Consider the following 18,688-nt stretch of genomic DNA (forward strand, 5'->3'; position numbering starts at 1 on the left):
CAATGAGGAATAATGATGATTCTAGAATTCATGTAAATGAAAAGAAGTTTCATATGAATAAGAAAATCTTTACTCAATTTATTATAGTCTCATACACTATCTTGGCCATCCATGTTGCCTTTTCTCAAAACACAAATGTCATTTGGTATTCTTTCAACATGCGATATGCTGAACTAAAATCCGGGAACACCATGGTCAAATCAGTTGTCGGGCAAAACTTTGTCGGCACAACTCAGCAATCAAACACACAAATTATAAGCGGCTTTCTCGCCGATACATTATTCAGAAACACAGTTCTTGATGGAAAGAATCAAGAACAACTGCCTGCCTCTTACTCGCTCTGGCAAAACTATCCGAATCCCTTCAACCCAACAACTACAATACACTTCGAGCTTCCGAAAGAATCGCATGTAAATCTGAAAGTGTATAACATGCTTGGACAGGAAGTGCTTATGGTTTTAGATGAACAGAAGGATGCTAGAAGATATGATTTGAGAATCGATGGAACGCTATTAGCAAGCGGTGTATTTTTCTACCGTCTCGTGGCGGGTGATTATGTTTCTACAAAGAAGCTTCTACTTCTTAAATAGTTTTTCAGAACAATTTCGGAATAAGGACTTATGCGAAAGATAATTTTTACACTTGTGCTAATCATTCTCAATGCGCAGAGTGGAATGACGCAGTTGGTACCATTTGGTCTTGACGGGATGACCGTCACCGATCTGCGATTTTATGGGAGCACACTTTACGCATCCACGGATAGGAATGGTGTATTCAAATGCTCGTTACCCGATACGATATGGATACCGATTGGATTAGAGGGAAAAAATATCCGTACCGTTTATCCTCACCAAGTGGGACCGATTGGATTTGCAGTTACGGTTGGTGTAAAACCAAATCGCCCTGCGGGTGATTCAACGCTTGTCTATTGTTGGTTTAACGATACCTGGAATATCACCGATAGTGGAATGAACCACCCGGATACATGGGCGATCAAATCGATAGATGGCATCCCAACACCACAAGTTTGTGGAGAAACTTTTGCCGGTGGATCCGGATCAGTTTTCAGGAAGAAAACCGATTTCTGGGAGAAGGTTTTTGAAGGAGCGGTAATAAATGTCGTTCGTGTTTCACCCCAATACGAAATATGGATCGGTGGTGAAACAAATATATTCTGGCCCTTCCTCGCAAAATCTACTGACATCGGAGGTACCTGGACGCTGATGTATCCCAATCTCGCCGGTGATAATGCATGCAACTCTTTAGCATTTGATCCCTCAGATTCCAATATTGTGTATGCAGGAATGGAAGGTGTTGTGATAAAATCTACTGATGGAGGAATCAATTGGGAACGCACAGGATTGACAGACACACCATTTTATGTAAGAGGTCTTGCAGTTGATCTATCGTATCCGAATCATATCTATGCAGGTGGTATTGCATCGCCAGATAGTATAGGCTTCTTCGAATCCACCGATGGAGGAATGACATGGCAAGATATTCCTGCACCGCTTGGTACAAAAGGCATCTCAAGCATTGTCATCAATCCAATTGATCATCGCGATGTTTATATCTCAACATTTGGCAGCGGCGTGTTCAGGTATCGAAGTCCTATAGTTAATGTCGAAGAAAATCCGACAACACCAGCCAAGTTCTTTTTATCTCAGAATTATCCCAATCCATTCAACCCGTTGACAATTATCAATTATCAATTACCAATTGAGAGCTGGGTCTCTCTGAAGGTATACAATCTCCTCGGACAAGAAGTAGCAACATTAGTGAATGAAGTTAAGAAGTGGGGAAGTTATGAAGTTGAGTTTAACGCTTCCACCCTTTCAAGCGGTGTTTATTATTACCGACTACAGGTTGGGAGCATCGCTGAGACTAAGATATTAATGGTGCTGAAATAATATTTTTGTCAAAACCATTCACTGAATCAATAAAGGGAATGGTTAAAATATGAATAACAGTGCAATATCAGCATATAATTCTTACTAAATGGAACCAATGGCAGATTAATCCTGTTGTATGATTCATTATTAGTAATTCTTTTTTTCCCTTGACAATTTGATAGATGTTCGTTATCTTAACGCTATCATAAATCAATAGTAACTCGTTCTTCTCATCATAAGTACCGATCATCGTGGTATATCATTTCAAAAAATATATCCACCAAGGAAATACATTGCACCAAGGTGCTTTGTGTATCCTCCGAATTCCATCTCAGCGTCTATTCCCCCAAAATATAATAGTAATCTAATTCTCTACTCATTTATGCAACTCAATGGACATAGAATATCACTTTCATTAATTTATCAACAATTATAAGGAGCCCGCAATGAAAAATGTTTTAACGATTCTTTTCGTTTTACTGTCAGTCTCATCGCTGTACAGTCAAACATTTGTATCCGGAACGATAACGGATACAATATGGACGCGCACCGCGAGTCCATACATCGTAACTTCTAATGCAACGATCCCCCAAAACAAAACTCTTGCTATCGATTCCGGTGTTACGGTTCGATTTCAGAGTAATCAAGGATTGTATGTAAACGGAACATTAAACGCGAGACATGTTCTATTTACTTCCGGGAAAGATACTGTTGGTGGAACTCCGGCTAAGGGAGACTGGAATTATATTCAAGTCGGAAACAGCAGCAGCGGCATCGCGAAGTTTGATACTTGCAAAATAAGATATGGTGGAACAAGTTACTTCCCTTCTGCAAATCCCAACCTTTATGTTTATTGGGGATCGGCAACGATCAACGGTACAGATATTATGAGCAGTAAAAATTATGGATTATTATTGAACACTTCAGGTGCGGCAACAATAACCAATAGTAATATTGCTTCATGCGATTGGCCCATTGTTTACAACGGAGCAGGTTCTTTAATTTTCAACAACGGCAATATTCTTACCGGAAACACCCATAACGGAATTTCGTTGAGTTACTCCGGCAACTCGAATTCATTAGTTCTCGATACCGTAAATATTCCTTATGTTTTAGGATCTTACATGGTGTATGCGGGCGGTTCAATGCATATCGCTTCGGGAAATATGTTGAAGTTCACAAGCGGCGGACGCTTAGACGTGGTTGGTTCACTTAATGCCGTCGCTTCATCAGGAAATAATATCCAATTCAGCAGTTACCTCGACGACAACCTGGGTGGTGATACAAATGCGGATGGAACTGCCACCGCTCCGGCATCAAGGAATTGGGATGGTGTAGTTTTCGAGGACGCAAGTATAGACGGTAGTTGTTTAATGACCCGCTGCAAAATAACATTTGCCGGTTCAGGAAACATCGGCGGCATCACGATGTATAATGCAAGTCCGACGATTGATAGTTGCGACATGGCAAACAATTATTACGGCGCAATGATGCAATATGTTTCCAATCCTAATTTTATAAATAACACAATCGGTTCGAGCGTAATGGTACCGATCGCGATGTCGTTTTCCGCAAATCCAAATTTTGTGAATAACACATTCTCTTTCTCCGATAATGCTTATGATGCAATCGGATTGCTGGGTGGAACCCTTCCGGCGAACGCGGTTCTTCCAATCCGCTCAGTTACATCGATACCAAATGTTACCTATCTCCTTCTCGAAGCAGTAACTGTTCCGGTTGGCAACAGTCTTACAATCAATAAAGGAATTGTAATTAAGGGATACAGCAATTACCATCGTATTATTGTTCAAGGGAAATTAACAGCGAATGCTACTCCCGACAGCATGATCGTAATTACATCTGCAAAAGACGATAATTTTGGTAATCCGGGAGATTCAAACAAAGACGGCACACAAACAACACCGACCAAAGGTGACTGGGGTGGAATTGTTTTTGAACAAGGAAGTGACACAACTTCCATTTTAAATTATTGTAGATTCCAATACGCAAGTCTTCCAGGTTCATATTACAATACCCGATATATTAGCGGTGGGACAGTAACAACTGTCGGCACACATCCAACGATATCGAATTGTGTTTTAAAAGATACATATTACGGTATTTATGCTTTTCAATCTTCAAGACCCAAAATCATCAACGATACAATTATCAACACCACATATACCCCGATCGCGCTTTCGGTTTCTGCCGATCCTGTATTCAGCGGAGTTCATTTCATCAACACCACATGGACTGCCTTAGGAATAGTGGGTGAAAATTTGGGATTCGATGGAACTATCCGGAAACGTAACGTCGCGGGATATGATAACATCACGTACGTTTTGCTTGAAGACCTCACGGTTAATTCGGGCACAAATATGACAATTGATCCGGGTGTTATCATCAAAGTAAACGGATCGGGAATTTACGTCAATGGTGGATTCAGAGCCAAAGGAACAACCGCAGGCGGACAAATTGTTTTTACATCTCTTAAAGATGATAATTTCGGAAATCCCGGCGATACAAACGGCGACGGTGCCGGTACTTCCCCGACTTGGGGTAATTGGCAAACAATTCAGTTTCTCGCAACGAGTGATGATGGATTCTGCCTCATTGATAGTTGTTTGATAAAATATGGAGGATCCCAATATGCCGGAGTGACTTTTACAAATGCCGGCGGAACATTATCGCACACCATACTAAGCGATATTTATAATTATGGTATCCAGTGCGACGGCGGTGCAACACCAACCATCGATGGTGTTGATATCATCAATTGCCGTTTGGATCCAATCGCGATGTCGTTAACATCTGATCCAACATTTTTAAATATTACTTTTGCTGCTAATGGCAGCAAAGGTATTAGAATTCTGGAAGGCACTCTTTCATCAAATGCAACTCTTAACACTCGCGATGTTGCAGGAATAAATAACATTGCGTACATAGTCGGCAATTTGACCATAGCTCCGAACGCGGTTCTCACCATCGCACCCGAGGTAGTAATCAAGTTTGTAAACAACGGCTACAGCGGCATTGCAGTTCAGGGTGCGCTAATTGCCGACGGTACTGCAGTACAGAAAATTATTTTTACATCATTACCCGACGACGCGGATGGAGGAGACACGAACAATGATGGAAACGCCACTCAACCTGCCCGCGGAAATTGGAATGTAATAGATTTTGTGAGCTCATCTGCCGATTCACTGAATTCATTTAAAAATTGTGAATTTAGATATGGCGGCAACGGAGTGTATGCGTATAACTATACTTATGGAGTGATCAGAGTAACAAACTCCAAAGTTGTTGTAGATAGCTCTGTTATTCAGCAGTCGAATACAACTGCAATTGGTGTCTTTGGTAGTGCGAACCCCACATTTTCTAACCTTCAAATAAATAATATATCCGGCTGTCCGGTTGCCATGAGTATGTTCTCAAACCCGACATTTACGAACATCTCTGCTTTGAATATCGGATATATGGCTCTTGGCATTGTTCCGGAAAATTATTCTGTTGACGATACTATCCCGGTAAGAAATTTTGCAGGGTACGATAACATTACATACTACTTGTACACCACGTGCACAGTCAATTCAGGAACTGTGCTGACAATTCCGGAAGGTCTTGTTTTCAAGAATGGAGACTTCACCATCAATGGCGCGCTTGTAGTGAACGGTACAAACTCTAATCCTGTAATCTTCACAGATGATGCGGACGATACATTCGGAAATCCGGCAGATTCGAAAGGAGACGGTTCATTAACGAAGCCAACAATTCAAGGCAGCCAGAGAATTTATTTCTCGGATATCAGTAACGATAGCATCAGCATCGTGAATCATGCGATAATCCGCTACCGTGAAGGCGGTATTACAACGTTGAGCAGTTCGCCTAAAATTACCAATACAGCGTTCGATAAGAATAATTGGGGCGTCTACCTTCAGGGTGTTTCCGATCCTATAATCGATACGTGCGTTTTCAGTAACCTCACATACGCTCCGCTCCGCACATCACTTGTATCGTATCCACGTTCAACCGCGAACAATATAATATCCGGTTCAACGTATAAAGCAATCGGTGTTCTTGATAACGAAACACTCGTTCAAGATGTAACATTGGTTAAGCGAGATTTCGCAGGCATTACAAATATTCCTTACCTTTTCGGAAATTACAATATTGGAACCGGAGCGGTTCTTACCTTTTCTCCCGGTTTAGTTATTAAGTTCTTTTCATGGACAGGTATGACCGTCAGAAAAGGGCTGATTGCAGAAGGCGGTTCAACTCCGGATAGTGCTATCGTATTTACAGATTACCGCGATGATTTTTATGGCGGTGATACCAACGCAGATACAACAGCAACTTCACCTTACAGCAGCTATAATGGCTGGTTTGGAATTACATATCAGGATGAATCACTCGACCCGCTTTGCCGTTTAAAAAATTGCATATTCAGATATGCCGGTTTATCGTACAGTACAGCTGCGGTAACAGCGAATAATGCAAGTCCGACGATTATGTACTCCTCCTTCTCGAAGAACTATGATGCGATAAAAGCAACGGGTTCTGCAAAACCGGTGATCAATTACTGCGATATATTCCAGAATTCAAATTACGGTGTCAATAACGTTAATAAAACATTCAATATCGATGCCCGCTATAATTGGTGGGGAAATAATTCGGGACCGACACACAAAGATAATCCAACAGGAACAGGTGATGCTGTTACCGATAGCGTTCGGTATTTGCCTTACAGAGAAATTGGTGCGCAACAACCTATAGCAGGTGATGTGAGTCTTAACGGATTTGTACAGGCGTATGATGCTACGGTAATTTTGCAATATGTAGTCGATCCCTTTACATATCCGCTCAACTCAATCCAGCAAAAGATTGCCGATGTAAGCGCAGCCGGAGGAATAACTTCATTCGATGCGTCGCTTATTCTCCAGTATGTTGTCGGTAACATTTTAAACTTCCCGAGCGAACTGGGAAAAAATATTCCCTCTACACTGCCGCGAGTTAGCGCTTCAACGGTTGAACTCGGGAATCCGGTTACAACCACAGTTTCCTCCGTTACCGTACCGATAAGAGTCAGTGGTTTGCATAATTTAGCATCGGTTGATATTGGATTGAAATACGATTCAAAAATCCTGATACCAAAAGAAATAAAACTCGCATCCGGTGTTTCTACTATGCTGATGCAGAATAAATCAGATAACGGTTCACTGATTATAGCGATAGCGGGCGATAAGGTTACCGATATTGACGGCGAACTTCTGTTTGTTACATTCGATATTGCCCGTGAGGTGCGCGGGTCGGTGAAATCTCAAATCACATTCACCAAACTGCTCATCAACGAAGTCGATTTCAGTTCATCCGCGGTTAACCGTGATATTACGATCAATGGTAAGCCGACTGAATTCGCGTTAGATCAGAATTATCCGAATCCGTTCAATCCAACAACCACAATCCGATATCAAATACCGGAAGATGGTTCACATATCACACTTCGGGTTTACAACTCGATCGGCGAATTAGTAACCACACTCGTTGATGAATCTAAATCTGCGGGCGAATATCAGATCGATTGGAATGGAACAAACAACCTAGGCGTTCCGGTTGCGAATGGAATGTATATCTACCGAATATCAGCCACCGGAAATAAAAACTTCACGAGCGTAAAGAAAATGCTCCTCATGAAATAATTCAAATTAAATAAGGAGCAAACAAAAATGAAAAAAATCATATTCATCATATTGCTCGGAACTCTACTGGTCCTGCCTTTAATGGCGGGACCAATAAGGGTTTCGTTCCGCGATTCAACAATCACGCGCGGCAACACTGTTTACATTCCGGTTAGAATCGACAGCAGTGTTACCGGTTTGAATGTAAAATCGTTTGAGCTTGATATAAATTACAGTGCAGGTGCAATGGTGATCGATTCGGTTATCACAATCGGATCGATGACCGAGGGGTGGGGCGCTCCCGCGTTTCATCTTTCACTCGGAAAAATAACAATTGCAGGCGCCGGAACCGCACCACTTGAGGGGACGGGAATATTACTATACCTCAAAGCATCGTTCCCGCTTACCTCGACCTGGTCATCGGGTTCTCTTCAATTTGTTAGAGCATATTTCAATGAAGGGTCTCCTGCCACAATCGTGAGAAACGGAACCATCTATATTCTCAACTTACCGATCATAACTGTTTCCCCAAATACAGCGCTGCTGACAGTTGGTGAAACTGCGCAATTCAGCGCGAGCGGTGGTAAGATTCCTTATAGCTGGTACACAACCGATCCGTTTGTTGCAACTATCAACCCGAGCGGTTTATTGACCTCACAACACGGCGGCTTTTGCCAGGTTGTTGCGGTTGATAGTAACGGAATCACAGATACAACAGGGTTGGTTGAAGTAAGGTCGTTCAAGTTGACAATTCGCGACACATCGTACCTGCAAGGACAAACAATCAACATTCCGATTTATATCAGCGATTTGAGTTTGGTTGATATTAAGTCAGGTATATTTTCTGTTACATATAACACGAACATCCTGACTGCGCTTGATGTTATCACAAGTGGATCGTTGCTATCGTTATTTCCCTCCCCCGTTATTCATTTCGACGCGGGGAAAATAACAATGGCATTCGCAAGCGATACTTCACGATTGAACGGCTCGGGGACATCAATACTCGCATTCATCCGTTTTAAAATAACAGAAGTGAACACGTACGGATCATCGCTTCAGCTATCCAACATCATGTTCAACGAAAGCATAACGGGTAATATTAGAAACGGAACATTCACTCCCCTACTCCGCGCTAATCTAACAGTTACTCCATCTACAGCAATACTTGTTGCCGGAGATTCTTTGCAGTTCAATGTTTCGGGCGGAGCTACACCTCCTGTGGTTTGGTCTGTAACCGATTCTACACTTGCAACAATCTCATCAACCGGAAAACTGAAAGCATTGAAGAGCGGAATCGTTCATGTTTTGGTTATAGATTCAGTTGGTGCAACAGGTACAAGCGGAAATATTACGCTGTACGATATGCGAATCCGTTTACTCAACGTTACCGGTGCGGCAGGAGATTCGGTTGAAGTGGCTGTGGAAATTGGTTCGTATCCTGCGGGTGTTTTTTCAACACAGCTTACACTCACTCATAACGCGAGCTACTTAACACCTTTGCAGGTTATTACGGCAGGGACATTATTCGAAGGTCGAATGGTTGCGATGGCAACACCCACAGCGGGAAGTGTGAATATCACTGCTGCCGGAGCTACACCTGTAACCGGACCGGGAGTTTTGTTGAAGATACGATACAAAATATCTTCATCAGCTCCTCTCGGCTCTTATCCTGTTAACTTTACGTCACAACTGCTGAACGAAGGAAAACCATTAGCACTTCCATCTAACGGACAGATAACAGTCGGCACAACGGCAGTCGATGATCAAGAGCCTACACAACCGATGAAATATTCTTTAGAGCAGAACTATCCGAACCCGTTCAACCCTGTTACAAATTGTCAATTTACAATTGGCAATTCTCAATTGACAATTCTAAAGATATATGATGCATTGGGAAGAGAAGTTGAAACCTTGGTGAATGAGGTGTTGAGTCCGGGTACTTATAATGTGAAATGGGATGCGAGTAATATACCAAGCGGAGTTTATTACTATAGCATTCATGCCGGTAAATATAGTGAAACGAAGAAATTAATTTTGATGAAGTAAAATAAATCTCTATACCATGTAGAGGGACTGACTAATAAGTAAATTTAGTGTTGTCATTCCCGAATGCTTCTATCGGGAATCTAGGAATCTGAATAAATCTGGGGACTGGACTCCCGCTTAAAACATGCGGGAGTGACAGTAAAGTACTTTTTGGTCAACCCCTAAACAAAACGGCTCGCGCAAAAACGTGAGCCGTTTTTTGTTTTATGAAGCTAAACCCGACGTAGCCGCGGACATTTATTGGGTGTCTAAAGGTAAATGTCCGCGCTATTTGGCATTATACGCAATCATCTCGGGTTAAAGCCGGGAGGAGATTGCGGCTACACGATGTTACTTTCTCTTTGAAGAGTTCCGCTTTCTGAATCCCGCTTATAAGCGGAATCCAAGAGCGGGAAAAGTAACTCCGCCGGAGGCGGATAAAAAAGAGAACTTTCCGCAATCATAAACGGTGGCAGATGAAAGCAGTCAACATTCAAGGCGATTCCATTCCTTGTAAGTAGCAATATTATTATGGAATCGCAAAGCGGAGTTTGATAATTGCTGATTGACAGCAGTATGATTGCGGAGGCAATTATAAAAATAAATATTGACCATTCCTTTCGTGGGGCTGACCAATAAGTAAGATTTAGGTGGTAGCCGCAATTTTCGGCAGATCACTTCGTGACTACTCCCGACCTGTACGCCGATAGTTTCGGTCGGGAGCAAAGCTCCCTCCCAACAATAAAATATTAACTAATTGCGTAAGGAAATGGAAGAGGATTGTGAAGAAATGGCGGAGGGATGTGACGCAATGCCAATTAATGCCTGTGCAATGGAAGAAACTTTTGATGAAATGAAGCGATGAGGCGAAGAAATGAAGCAAAAGGGTGAAGCATTGACACAATAAAGCTAAGCAATGACACTTTAAAGTGAAGAAATGACAAAATAAACTTAAGCACTGACATTTTAAAGTGAAGCATTGACACAATAAAGCTGAGCAATGATACTTTAAAGTGAAGCAATGACACAATAAACCTAAGCATTGATACTTTAAAGTGAAGCAATGACACAATAAACCTGAGCAATGATACTTTAAAGTGAAGCAATGACACAATAAACCTAAGCAATGACATTTTAAAGTGAAGCAATGACACAATAAAGTGAAGAAATGGATTTAGCGACTGACGCAATGGCATATTTTGACGAATAAATGGCAGATACCGATCAGGAAATGAGGAAAAGGTATTAAAATATGGATATTTGGTTAATTACCAGAAATTGAGAGATTTAAAATAACTGTATCCGAAGGTAAATATTTTGCTTGACTCTTTGTAGAATGTTTCCTAATTTAAACATCAGGAAGATACGGGTTGATATTGAGAGAGCTCACACGGTGTAGAATTTCATGTTGGGATAAGTTTGTACGTGTGGGTATGATGATAAGCTTGCGAATAAGAATTTTCAAAGATGTTGGATGTAAAAGATATAAGAAGAGTTGCACCTGTTTCAAATTTTTATGAAACAGTTCGCCGCGAGATGCGGCTGCGGAACTACTCGTATAAAACGATAAAAGCATATATCAGTAATTTACGTTCTTTTATAAAATATTTTTCTCCAAAGCATCCTCGCGATATAACAGAAGAAGATATTAAAAAATATCTACTGCACTTGATAATGAATCAGAAACTTGCTGCAAGTACGGTGAACCAAGTATTCAATGCTTTGCGGTTTTTATATGTTGAATTGTACAAGAAATCGTTTGTTATTGGTGCTATACATAGACCGATGAGAGAGAAGAAATTACCCGATGTATTGAACGAGGATGAGGTTTTAAGAATATTTAAAGCAGTGCCTAATTTAAAACATCAAACAATGTTAATGTTAGCGTACGCAAGCGGTTTAAGAGTAAGTGAATTGGTTAGAATAAAAATAGAAGATATAGATGGCAGTCGCGGACTTATACATATTCGTAACGCGAAGGGTAAGAAAGATCGGTTCACAGTGTTTCCCGAATCGCTTCGCGTACAGTTGATTGAGTATTGGAAAAAGTATAAGCTTGGAACAAGCGGTTGGCTATTCCCCGGAGAAACAACAGATAAACATTTGGCAGCGCGCAGTATTCAAGCAGTTTTAGCAAGAGCAATACATACAAGTGGCATTACTAAACAAGTTTCGATGCACACACTGCGGCACTCGTTTGCCACACATTTATTAGATCACGGAACCGATTTAAGGTATATTCAGGAATTGTTAGGGCACCAAAGCGTTAAGACAACAGAGATATACACACATGTTAGCCCAAAAGGACTTGGGCGAATACGAAGTCCGCTTGATTTCCTGAAAACAAAAGACGAACATAAAATACAACATGGAACACAAAAACTGCTTAAATAAGCGAAAATTAAAAACAGTAATGACGCAATATTGCGTCATTACAGATGATGCGCAACATTCGCTCCGCACTTCGTGCTTCGCTCAAAGCGTTGCGCATCGTTGCGCGGGCTACGCCCTCGATGGGCGAAGAGCCGTTCGCTCCGCGAACGTCGCCCATCATCGGGAAAAACTCCAATGTAACTCCAATGTTCGTCCGAGTCTTCGACTCGTCCGCCCACTTCGTTTTTCCCGCGCAACGTTATGTGCAAGCAACCCCACGGTATTAGTATGATTCATTATAATCTACTTTTCTGGTAATATTTTATGATAGCACCCACATATCCGAAAACATATACTGAGTATAGAAATACAATTAATGATAGGAGAATATCCCAATGACCGTAGATGAACTCCAACACTGGGCAAGTGTCCTCCGTTGGGTTGGTCTGAGCGTTACTGCTGTCGGTCTCTTGATTACATTCGGCAGTTACTATGTCGCCGACAAACTGCTTGTTGTTCAGCGGGCAGATAAACTCAAAGCGCAAGAGCGACTCAATGCAACGGAAGCCGAACTTAAACAAACCAAAATCAAAACCGCCGAGCTTGAACACCGTCTCGCTCCAAGAACACTCACAACTGAGCAACGTGAACGATTCATTAAATTTCTCAGTAAAACCACCAAGGGACCAGTTGCTCTCGAACACTCTGGTCAAGCCGCTGAAACCATCAAATTCACCGAAGAAATTAGATCGCTGCTTGTATCCGCAGGTTTCACAATTTCTGCCTACAATATGCCACTTGGTTATGTTTTCAAGGAAGCCCCCGATCCATGGTTTATTACTGTCATTGTCGGCTCGGGTCAACATCCCGCCTATGCCGATCAACTTCTTCTTGCTTTCAAAGATATTGGGATAAACGCTCTTGCTGGTGATGGAACAAATATCGCCAATCCGGGAGAAGTTAAGGTCTTTGTTGGGGCTAAGTAATGATGAAAATAAACTCGTGGGGTTGCCTGCACATAACAGCAATAAAAACGTGAAATGAAAAATATTCCACTCACATTTTGGTCTAAGATATTTGTTTGTAGTTCGCTTCATACATTCGTTTTTATTGCATACGTTATACGCAATTTTGGCTTCACAAATTGAGGAAGTATGCAAGAGACAATTAAGATCAGTGCAATCCAAGCTTACCTTGAGTTGGCAAGGAGTTACGTCAAAGCGACGGCTCATTCAAAAACAAGTAACGTTGCAGTTCCCGACCAAGTCAACCAAGATTCCAGAGCAACCACCACCTTCGCTTTTGCAGCACTCTCTACAGTTTTCAGTTATGCGACAATCGAAGCATTCGTCAATTACGAGATATTCAACATCTGGAGCCATTCTCGGTATGCGCACGATGCAATCGAGGAAGTCAAGAAGCTTGATCCTTCAAGACAGTACGTCGCTCTGTACGATACCTTTTATCAGAAGTATGGAATCAAGAGTCAGTTTGATGAATTAAAGAAGACTGATTTGAGGGACTTGACCGAACGGATCAAGCAGATTTGCAAGGCTCACAAGATTCCATCGATCGCTTCCGAGAAAAAAGAACTCTGGGCGAAGTTACTTGAACTTGAAAATGCCAGACATCGCATAATTCATCCAGTACCGAAGGATGTTGAGTTTAACGAGCTTGCTCAACGACTCTTTTCGGAGAAACCGTACACGGAATACCCGCAGGTGGCGGTTGATGTCATTTCGTACTTTTACGACATATTCAAGACTGCCAAACCTGAATTTCTCCAAGCGAACAAGTTATTTAAGATTTCAGGAATTGAGATACTCTACTGAAGCCAAAACTGCGCATAACACGGCAAACAACGACGCTGGAAAAATCATGATTAGAAAAAGCCTCGCTCAACATTTTTGTTCACGACAATGAGAATTATAGGTTCACAAAAATATTGCGTTGTTTGCCGAGACGTTAGCCGCAACGCCGCCACAATATTGATTGTTAGATGAAAAAACTTTTTATCACGGTAATCCTTGTTCTTTTGTATCACGAGTACGTCTGTACTCAACTATCGAATTGTCTTCGTTATGAGCCAGCGGTAGTCACACTGACAGGAGTCATCGAAAGGCAAATATTCCCGGGTCGTCCGAATTATAAGAGCATCAAAAATGGAGATGAGCCGGAAACATGTTGGATACTAAAACTTCAACGGTCGGTTTGTGTAGCTGCATCAGACACTGACCAAGTAAATGAAACTGAATACAATGTAAAACGCATGCATTTAGTTCTTCAACAGCACCAATACAAAAGCTATCATAAACTTCTTGGTCGTAAGGTTATCGTAACAGGAACTCTCTTTCACTCTATTACAGGTCATCATCATACGAGAGTCCTATTGACCACGAAGGAAATTAAGGAACAGTAATTAATGATTCACTATGCGGCGCTGCGGCTAACAAGCAAAAACATGACGCTCAAACAAGGTTTCCTGAGCGATTCTTCGACATTGAGTCTCGAATCGCTCAACACTTTTACTCTCAGAAAATTAATTCATTTGAGTTCGCAAAAGTGTTGCATGTTTTTGCAGAACGTTAGCTGAAAATTGTTTTGCAACGAAGCACACATAAATGAACATAAAATGGAGCAAACAACATGGAAGAACAAAAACAGCAAAAAGGGATTCTTTTATTCGTAGTATTAGGTGTAGTCATATTAGTTTACGGCTTCATCTATTTTAATCGAGCTATGAAAGCAGAGAATTCAGAAATGGCTTGGCTACTACTACTAGCCACCACACCTTCACTAATTTCTTGCTACGCTGGCTACCGTTGCACATTACAGTATCCAAAGCGGAAAGGAATTATCAATTGGTTAGGTTCCTTGTTCTTTGTAATCGGAGCCGGTTACTTGTATATTTTTTTGGGCCAACACATTGCTAGAGCAAATGTAAATCCAATGTTAGGACTGAAAATGGCCGTCTCGGGTCCAGATACTTTGATACTTCTCATACCAGTTGTTCTTATATTTGTTTCTTATTTTATGATCTTCAATACGAGTAAATCAAATGATCAAGTCACTACATAAGACTAATTCTAACAGCATTGTCGAAGCTGTTGCAAAACAACTTCAGCTAACACGCAAAAGTACGACGCTCAAAGTCTACATGAGCGAATCCCGACATCGAGTCGTGATTCGCTCAATGCTTCCGTTCACGATAATGGATTTGTTATGAGTTCGCTCCAGCATTGCGTACTTTTGCAGCACGTTAGCCGCAATTGCATCACCTTAAGAACAAAACTCTATGATTGATTTCTTGCTTAATTATTTTCCAGTACTGATTCCGATAATCATACTACTTATCAAATCAGGATTGAAGCACTCGATAGGTAAACATGTCGATGAAATCAGTTACGTCGATTTCCTCCTAGATCTTCCAATTGACTTACTATTTGTAAGCATTGCGTTGAATGTTAGTTACATTTTTAAGGCGGGTGCTGACCTCAAGGTTGGCTTTGGAATGATACTATTTCAGTTTCTCGTCTCTATAATTGTCATACTAGTTTGGCGTTACGCCTCGATTGCCTTCAAGGAACAGGAGAATATCACAAAGACTCTCGGATTGGGACTGACAAACTTCATATTAACAATCCCATTTTTCGTCCAATTAACTCAACTTATCGTCAAGTAATATGAATATTGAACTGCTTACTACGTCTGTCATACTTCTAGTCGTTTTGGCTGTCTTATTGCTTTTAGCCTTGTGGATTTTTCGTCAAGAGAAATATCGTAGGATGGAAGCACAAAAAAGTTCTGCTGAGTTGTCATTGATGCGTGAACACATTGAACGCAACTTGTACAATTTGAACGATCGGTTGCTTTCAAATGAAGAACGGTGGAAGGATCTAAATCATCTTTTATTATCCTACAAACCAGAAATCGAAAGCGACTATGCTAGGGTTAAAGAATCAATTACTCCCGATTTTTTCAAACAGCTTGGAATTAATCAATCGAAGATAAAAGTGCAAAAGAATCTCGTTTTTGTCCTAACACCATTTCATCAAGATAAGAAGCAAACATTTGATGCGATTGTCCACGCATGCAGAGAGGTAGGATTAATCGCCCTCCGAGGAGACGAGGAATTTGTTCAAGGCGATATCTTCAAATTTATTGTTGAGAAAATGCTTGCTGCAAGACTTATCATAGCAAACATTGATGGACGTAACCCTAATGTATTTTATGAACTAGGTCTAGCTCATGCTATTGGCAAACCTACGATCATCGTTTCAAAGGAGCTCTCTGGAGTGCCATTCGATCTTCAATCAAAACACATTATTCTATACAAGGATATTGCCGATCTCAACTATAGACTACTTTACACATTCACAAGGCTTTTGATAAACGAATGATGCAACTGCGGCTAACACGCATAAAAATGGAACAGAAACTTAACATATTAAAATCGAACGTCTCGCTTAGTGGAACATACCGTTGCTCTCGGAAATTATTTTATTGTAGTTCGCAACGGCACGTCATTTTTATGCGAGACGTTATGTGCAATTGCCCCTTCTACGATATTAATGAATGGAGTTAACACCATGCGTGGAGTTTCTACAATCTCTGGGACACTGCTCTTTATCCTATTATCTCTTTCGCAAGAATCGATGGCTCAGAGTGGTTGGTTCTTGCAGAATCCATTGCCAACAGGTCACCAACTCAACAGCGTCCAATTCATTTCATCGACTGTAGGTTGGGCTGTTGGTGATTCAGGTACAATCCTGCGAACCACAGACGGAGGACAATACTGGATCACTCAGGCTAGCGGTACAACCGGTTGGCTTGATGGCGTATCCTTTACAGATTCAAATAACGGAACTATCGTTGGTGCATCGTCTGATGATGCGCTGATCTTAAGAACAACAGATGGGGGACACAACTGGATCTATCAAAACGTCAGCTATATCCAACATCTTACTGATGTTTCCTTTACAGATTCAAACATGGGCATTGCTGTTGGTGTCAATCACAAATTCAACTCCTTGCTTATGGCAATCGCAAGAACAACAGACGGAGGACAAAACTGGATTAGCCAGTTAATTGGAGCTGATGGTGTCCTCTATGGAGTATCCCTTACCGATCTAAACAACGGTACTGCCGTCGGAATAGAATATGATAGTGGGAATCCGATTGGAACTATCCTACGAACCACAGATGGAGGACAGAACTGGGTTACTCAGACTAGCGGAACAACAAAATGGCTATCAGCAGTATCCTTTATAGATGCTAATATAGGAACCGTGGTGGGTGATTCAGGTATGATCCTACGAACAACAGACGGAGGACAGAACTGGGTTACTCAGACTAGCGGAACAACAAAATGGCTATCAGCAGTATCCTTTATTGATGCTAATTATGGTTGGACAGTTGGAACTGAAGGGACAATCCTCCACACGACTAACGGCGGTGTAACGGGGATCGTAGATGAAGAGACTAATCAAGTACCGCCAGGGTCTTTTCTTTCGCAGAACTACCCCAACCCGTTTAATCCGAGCACGACAATAAGCTACCAGCTTCCCACACAAAGCCACGTCACCCTCAAAGTATTTGATGTGCTTGGCAGAGAAGTGACAACGCTGGTGAATGGAGTTGAAGAATCTGGTTACAAAACGGTGAGCTTCAATGCATACAATCTGGCAAGTGGTGTTTACTATTATCGGCTGCAAGCTGGCAGCTATGTTGAAATCAAGAAACTCGCATTGCTCAGGTAATGGGCAACTGCACATAACACGGCAAACAACGACGCACGGAGTTTAATCATGGTAGCTCAATACTTTTGTTCACGAGAATGAGAATTATAGGTTCATCACGAAGTGATCCCCTTGGGACAAAAATATTGCGCTGTTTGCCGAGACGTTGTACGCCATGTGTAATTATTATTCACTATTTCTATCGGATAAATAAATTATGTTTCTTTATATAGTGTTACCAATTGCAGTTTCTTTGCTTGGCGGTGCTACCGTGCTTGCTATTTCATCACCACAAAAATATTTAAAAATTTTCCTTTATCTATATATTATTAATATTTCACTTGCGGCATCAATGTTGTGCTGGAATTTAGGCATCGCCGATTTCATTAATTATTATGCAGGAAACGGCGGTGGAGAAATTAATGGTCTCAAAGATTTCGCTTCATACATCCAACTACCAGTCATATATTTTCTGATACCGCTTGTTATTTTTCTTTGGTTACTTGGTCTATCTTATCTTGCCAAATCACTGGCACGAACTATAAGCAAATAAAGCAACCAGAATATTATAGATTTTAACGACCATGTGGTTAACTCCATTAACCAAACTGCAATTGGGTTATCACTATTAAATTTATTTTTATGTCTCATATAGTTTTTATTAAAATAAAAGTTGTTTTTACACACGGCGCACAACATGCAAAACCACGACAAAAATAAATGCGTGGATTTTGCTATACGTTATGTGCAATGCAGGTGCAATGACAAAAACAACGAATCCTATATAACGGAATAATCATGACTCGCCTTATACATGTCACCCTATTCATCTCTCTGCTCCTTTCCGGAGTTGCTTTTCCGAAAAACATCTTGTTTTCTTCAAGCAAAAATGTCCAGCTTTCAAAGACGGTTTCCGCAACTCTCCAAATCACTATTTATGGCAAAAATTGGAAAGACTCAATCCACGGAATTCTAACCATAA

Annotated in this window: 14 protein-coding genes; all 14 read left to right on the plus strand. The window is 41.2% G+C overall.

From position 1 onward, the window contains the following. Nucleotides 1-53: 53 nt before the first annotated feature. The 14 genes from HZB59_00700 to HZB59_00765 all read left to right on the plus strand — a co-directional run bounded on the left by HZB59_00700 (nt 54) and on the right by HZB59_00765 (nt 18,259). Complete coding sequence (locus HZB59_00700; GenBank protein ID MBI5019933.1) at nt 54-590, plus strand: T9SS type A sorting domain-containing protein; 537 nt, start codon at nt 54-56, stop codon at nt 588-590. Nucleotides 591-620: 30 nt separating this feature from the next. Continuing rightward, nucleotides 621-1,910: a T9SS type A sorting domain-containing protein gene (locus HZB59_00705; protein MBI5019934.1), complete on the plus strand. Its 1,290-nt coding sequence runs from the start codon at nt 621-623 to the stop codon at nt 1,908-1,910. Nucleotides 1,911-2,338: 428 nt separating this feature from the next. Further along, the gene (locus HZB59_00710) at nt 2,339-7,588 is read left to right on the plus strand and encodes a right-handed parallel beta-helix repeat-containing protein (GenBank protein MBI5019935.1); all 5,250 of its coding nucleotides are present in this window, start codon (nt 2,339-2,341) and stop codon (nt 7,586-7,588) included. 27 nt (nt 7,589-7,615) lie between these two features. Continuing rightward, nucleotides 7,616-9,616, plus strand: coding sequence for a T9SS type A sorting domain-containing protein (locus HZB59_00715; protein ID MBI5019936.1), 2,001 nt, complete (start codon nt 7,616-7,618; stop codon nt 9,614-9,616). Nucleotides 9,617-11,062: 1,446 nt separating this feature from the next. Continuing rightward, nucleotides 11,063-11,989, plus strand: coding sequence for a tyrosine-type recombinase/integrase (locus HZB59_00720; GenBank protein ID MBI5019937.1), 927 nt, complete (start codon nt 11,063-11,065; stop codon nt 11,987-11,989). A gap of 374 nt (nt 11,990-12,363) precedes the next feature. Next, nucleotides 12,364-12,954 (plus strand): hypothetical protein, encoded by a 591-nt coding sequence (locus tag HZB59_00725; GenBank protein ID MBI5019938.1) that lies wholly within the window; start codon nt 12,364-12,366, stop codon nt 12,952-12,954. 168 nt (nt 12,955-13,122) lie between these two features. Next, a complete protein-coding gene (locus HZB59_00730; protein MBI5019939.1) occupies nt 13,123-13,800 on the plus strand; it encodes a hypothetical protein in 678 nt (225 codons plus the stop codon). A 167-nt stretch (nt 13,801-13,967) separates the two neighbouring features. Then, nucleotides 13,968-14,387, plus strand: a complete 420-nt coding sequence (locus HZB59_00735) for a DUF4431 domain-containing protein (protein MBI5019940.1) — start codon at nt 13,968-13,970, stop codon at nt 14,385-14,387. A 227-nt stretch (nt 14,388-14,614) separates the two neighbouring features. Then, on the plus strand, nt 14,615-15,046 hold the full coding sequence (locus HZB59_00740) for a hypothetical protein (protein ID MBI5019941.1): 432 nt from the start codon (nt 14,615-14,617) through the stop codon (nt 15,044-15,046). After that, nucleotides 15,027-15,194 (plus strand): hypothetical protein, encoded by a 168-nt coding sequence (locus tag HZB59_00745; protein MBI5019942.1) that lies wholly within the window; start codon nt 15,027-15,029, stop codon nt 15,192-15,194. The genes HZB59_00740 and HZB59_00745 overlap by 20 nt, the downstream gene beginning before the upstream one ends. A gap of 69 nt (nt 15,195-15,263) precedes the next feature. Next, nucleotides 15,264-15,650: a hypothetical protein gene (locus HZB59_00750; protein MBI5019943.1), complete on the plus strand. Its 387-nt coding sequence runs from the start codon at nt 15,264-15,266 to the stop codon at nt 15,648-15,650. Nucleotide 15,651: 1 nt separating this feature from the next. After that, the gene (locus HZB59_00755; GenBank protein MBI5019944.1) at nt 15,652-16,368 is read left to right on the plus strand and encodes a hypothetical protein; all 717 of its coding nucleotides are present in this window, start codon (nt 15,652-15,654) and stop codon (nt 16,366-16,368) included. A gap of 255 nt (nt 16,369-16,623) precedes the next feature. Beyond that, nucleotides 16,624-17,727 (plus strand): T9SS type A sorting domain-containing protein, encoded by a 1,104-nt coding sequence (locus HZB59_00760; protein ID MBI5019945.1) that lies wholly within the window; start codon nt 16,624-16,626, stop codon nt 17,725-17,727. Nucleotides 17,728-17,923: 196 nt separating this feature from the next. Further along, nucleotides 17,924-18,259 (plus strand): hypothetical protein, encoded by a 336-nt coding sequence (locus HZB59_00765; protein MBI5019946.1) that lies wholly within the window; start codon nt 17,924-17,926, stop codon nt 18,257-18,259. Nucleotides 18,260-18,688 lie beyond the last annotated feature (429 nt).

It is taken from the genome of Ignavibacteriales bacterium, assembly GCA_016214905.1.
Classification (GTDB): Bacteria; Bacteroidota; Ignavibacteria; order UBA10030; family SZUA-254; genus PNNN01.

Coding starts and splice junctions, on each gene's coding strand:
- HZB59_00735 (MBI5019940.1), top strand. CDS start 13,968: ATGAAAAAACTTTTTATCACGGTAATCCTTGTTCTTTTGTATCACGAG.
- HZB59_00760 (MBI5019945.1), top strand. CDS start 16,624: ATGGCTCAGAGTGGTTGGTTCTTGCAGAATCCATTGCCAACAGGTCAC.
- HZB59_00725 (MBI5019938.1), top strand. CDS start 12,364: ATGACCGTAGATGAACTCCAACACTGGGCAAGTGTCCTCCGTTGGGTT.
- HZB59_00720 (MBI5019937.1), top strand. CDS start 11,063: ATGTTGGATGTAAAAGATATAAGAAGAGTTGCACCTGTTTCAAATTTT.
- HZB59_00705 (MBI5019934.1), top strand. CDS start 621: ATGCGAAAGATAATTTTTACACTTGTGCTAATCATTCTCAATGCGCAG.
- HZB59_00765 (MBI5019946.1), top strand. CDS start 17,924: ATGTTTCTTTATATAGTGTTACCAATTGCAGTTTCTTTGCTTGGCGGT.
- HZB59_00730 (MBI5019939.1), top strand. CDS start 13,123: ATGCAAGAGACAATTAAGATCAGTGCAATCCAAGCTTACCTTGAGTTG.
- HZB59_00745 (MBI5019942.1), top strand. CDS start 15,027: ATGATCAAGTCACTACATAAGACTAATTCTAACAGCATTGTCGAAGCT.
- HZB59_00710 (MBI5019935.1), top strand. CDS start 2,339: ATGAAAAATGTTTTAACGATTCTTTTCGTTTTACTGTCAGTCTCATCG.
- HZB59_00715 (MBI5019936.1), top strand. CDS start 7,616: ATGAAAAAAATCATATTCATCATATTGCTCGGAACTCTACTGGTCCTG.
- HZB59_00740 (MBI5019941.1), top strand. CDS start 14,615: ATGGAAGAACAAAAACAGCAAAAAGGGATTCTTTTATTCGTAGTATTA.
- HZB59_00750 (MBI5019943.1), top strand. CDS start 15,264: ATGATTGATTTCTTGCTTAATTATTTTCCAGTACTGATTCCGATAATC.
- HZB59_00700 (MBI5019933.1), top strand. CDS start 54: ATGAATAAGAAAATCTTTACTCAATTTATTATAGTCTCATACACTATC.
- HZB59_00755 (MBI5019944.1), top strand. CDS start 15,652: ATGAATATTGAACTGCTTACTACGTCTGTCATACTTCTAGTCGTTTTG.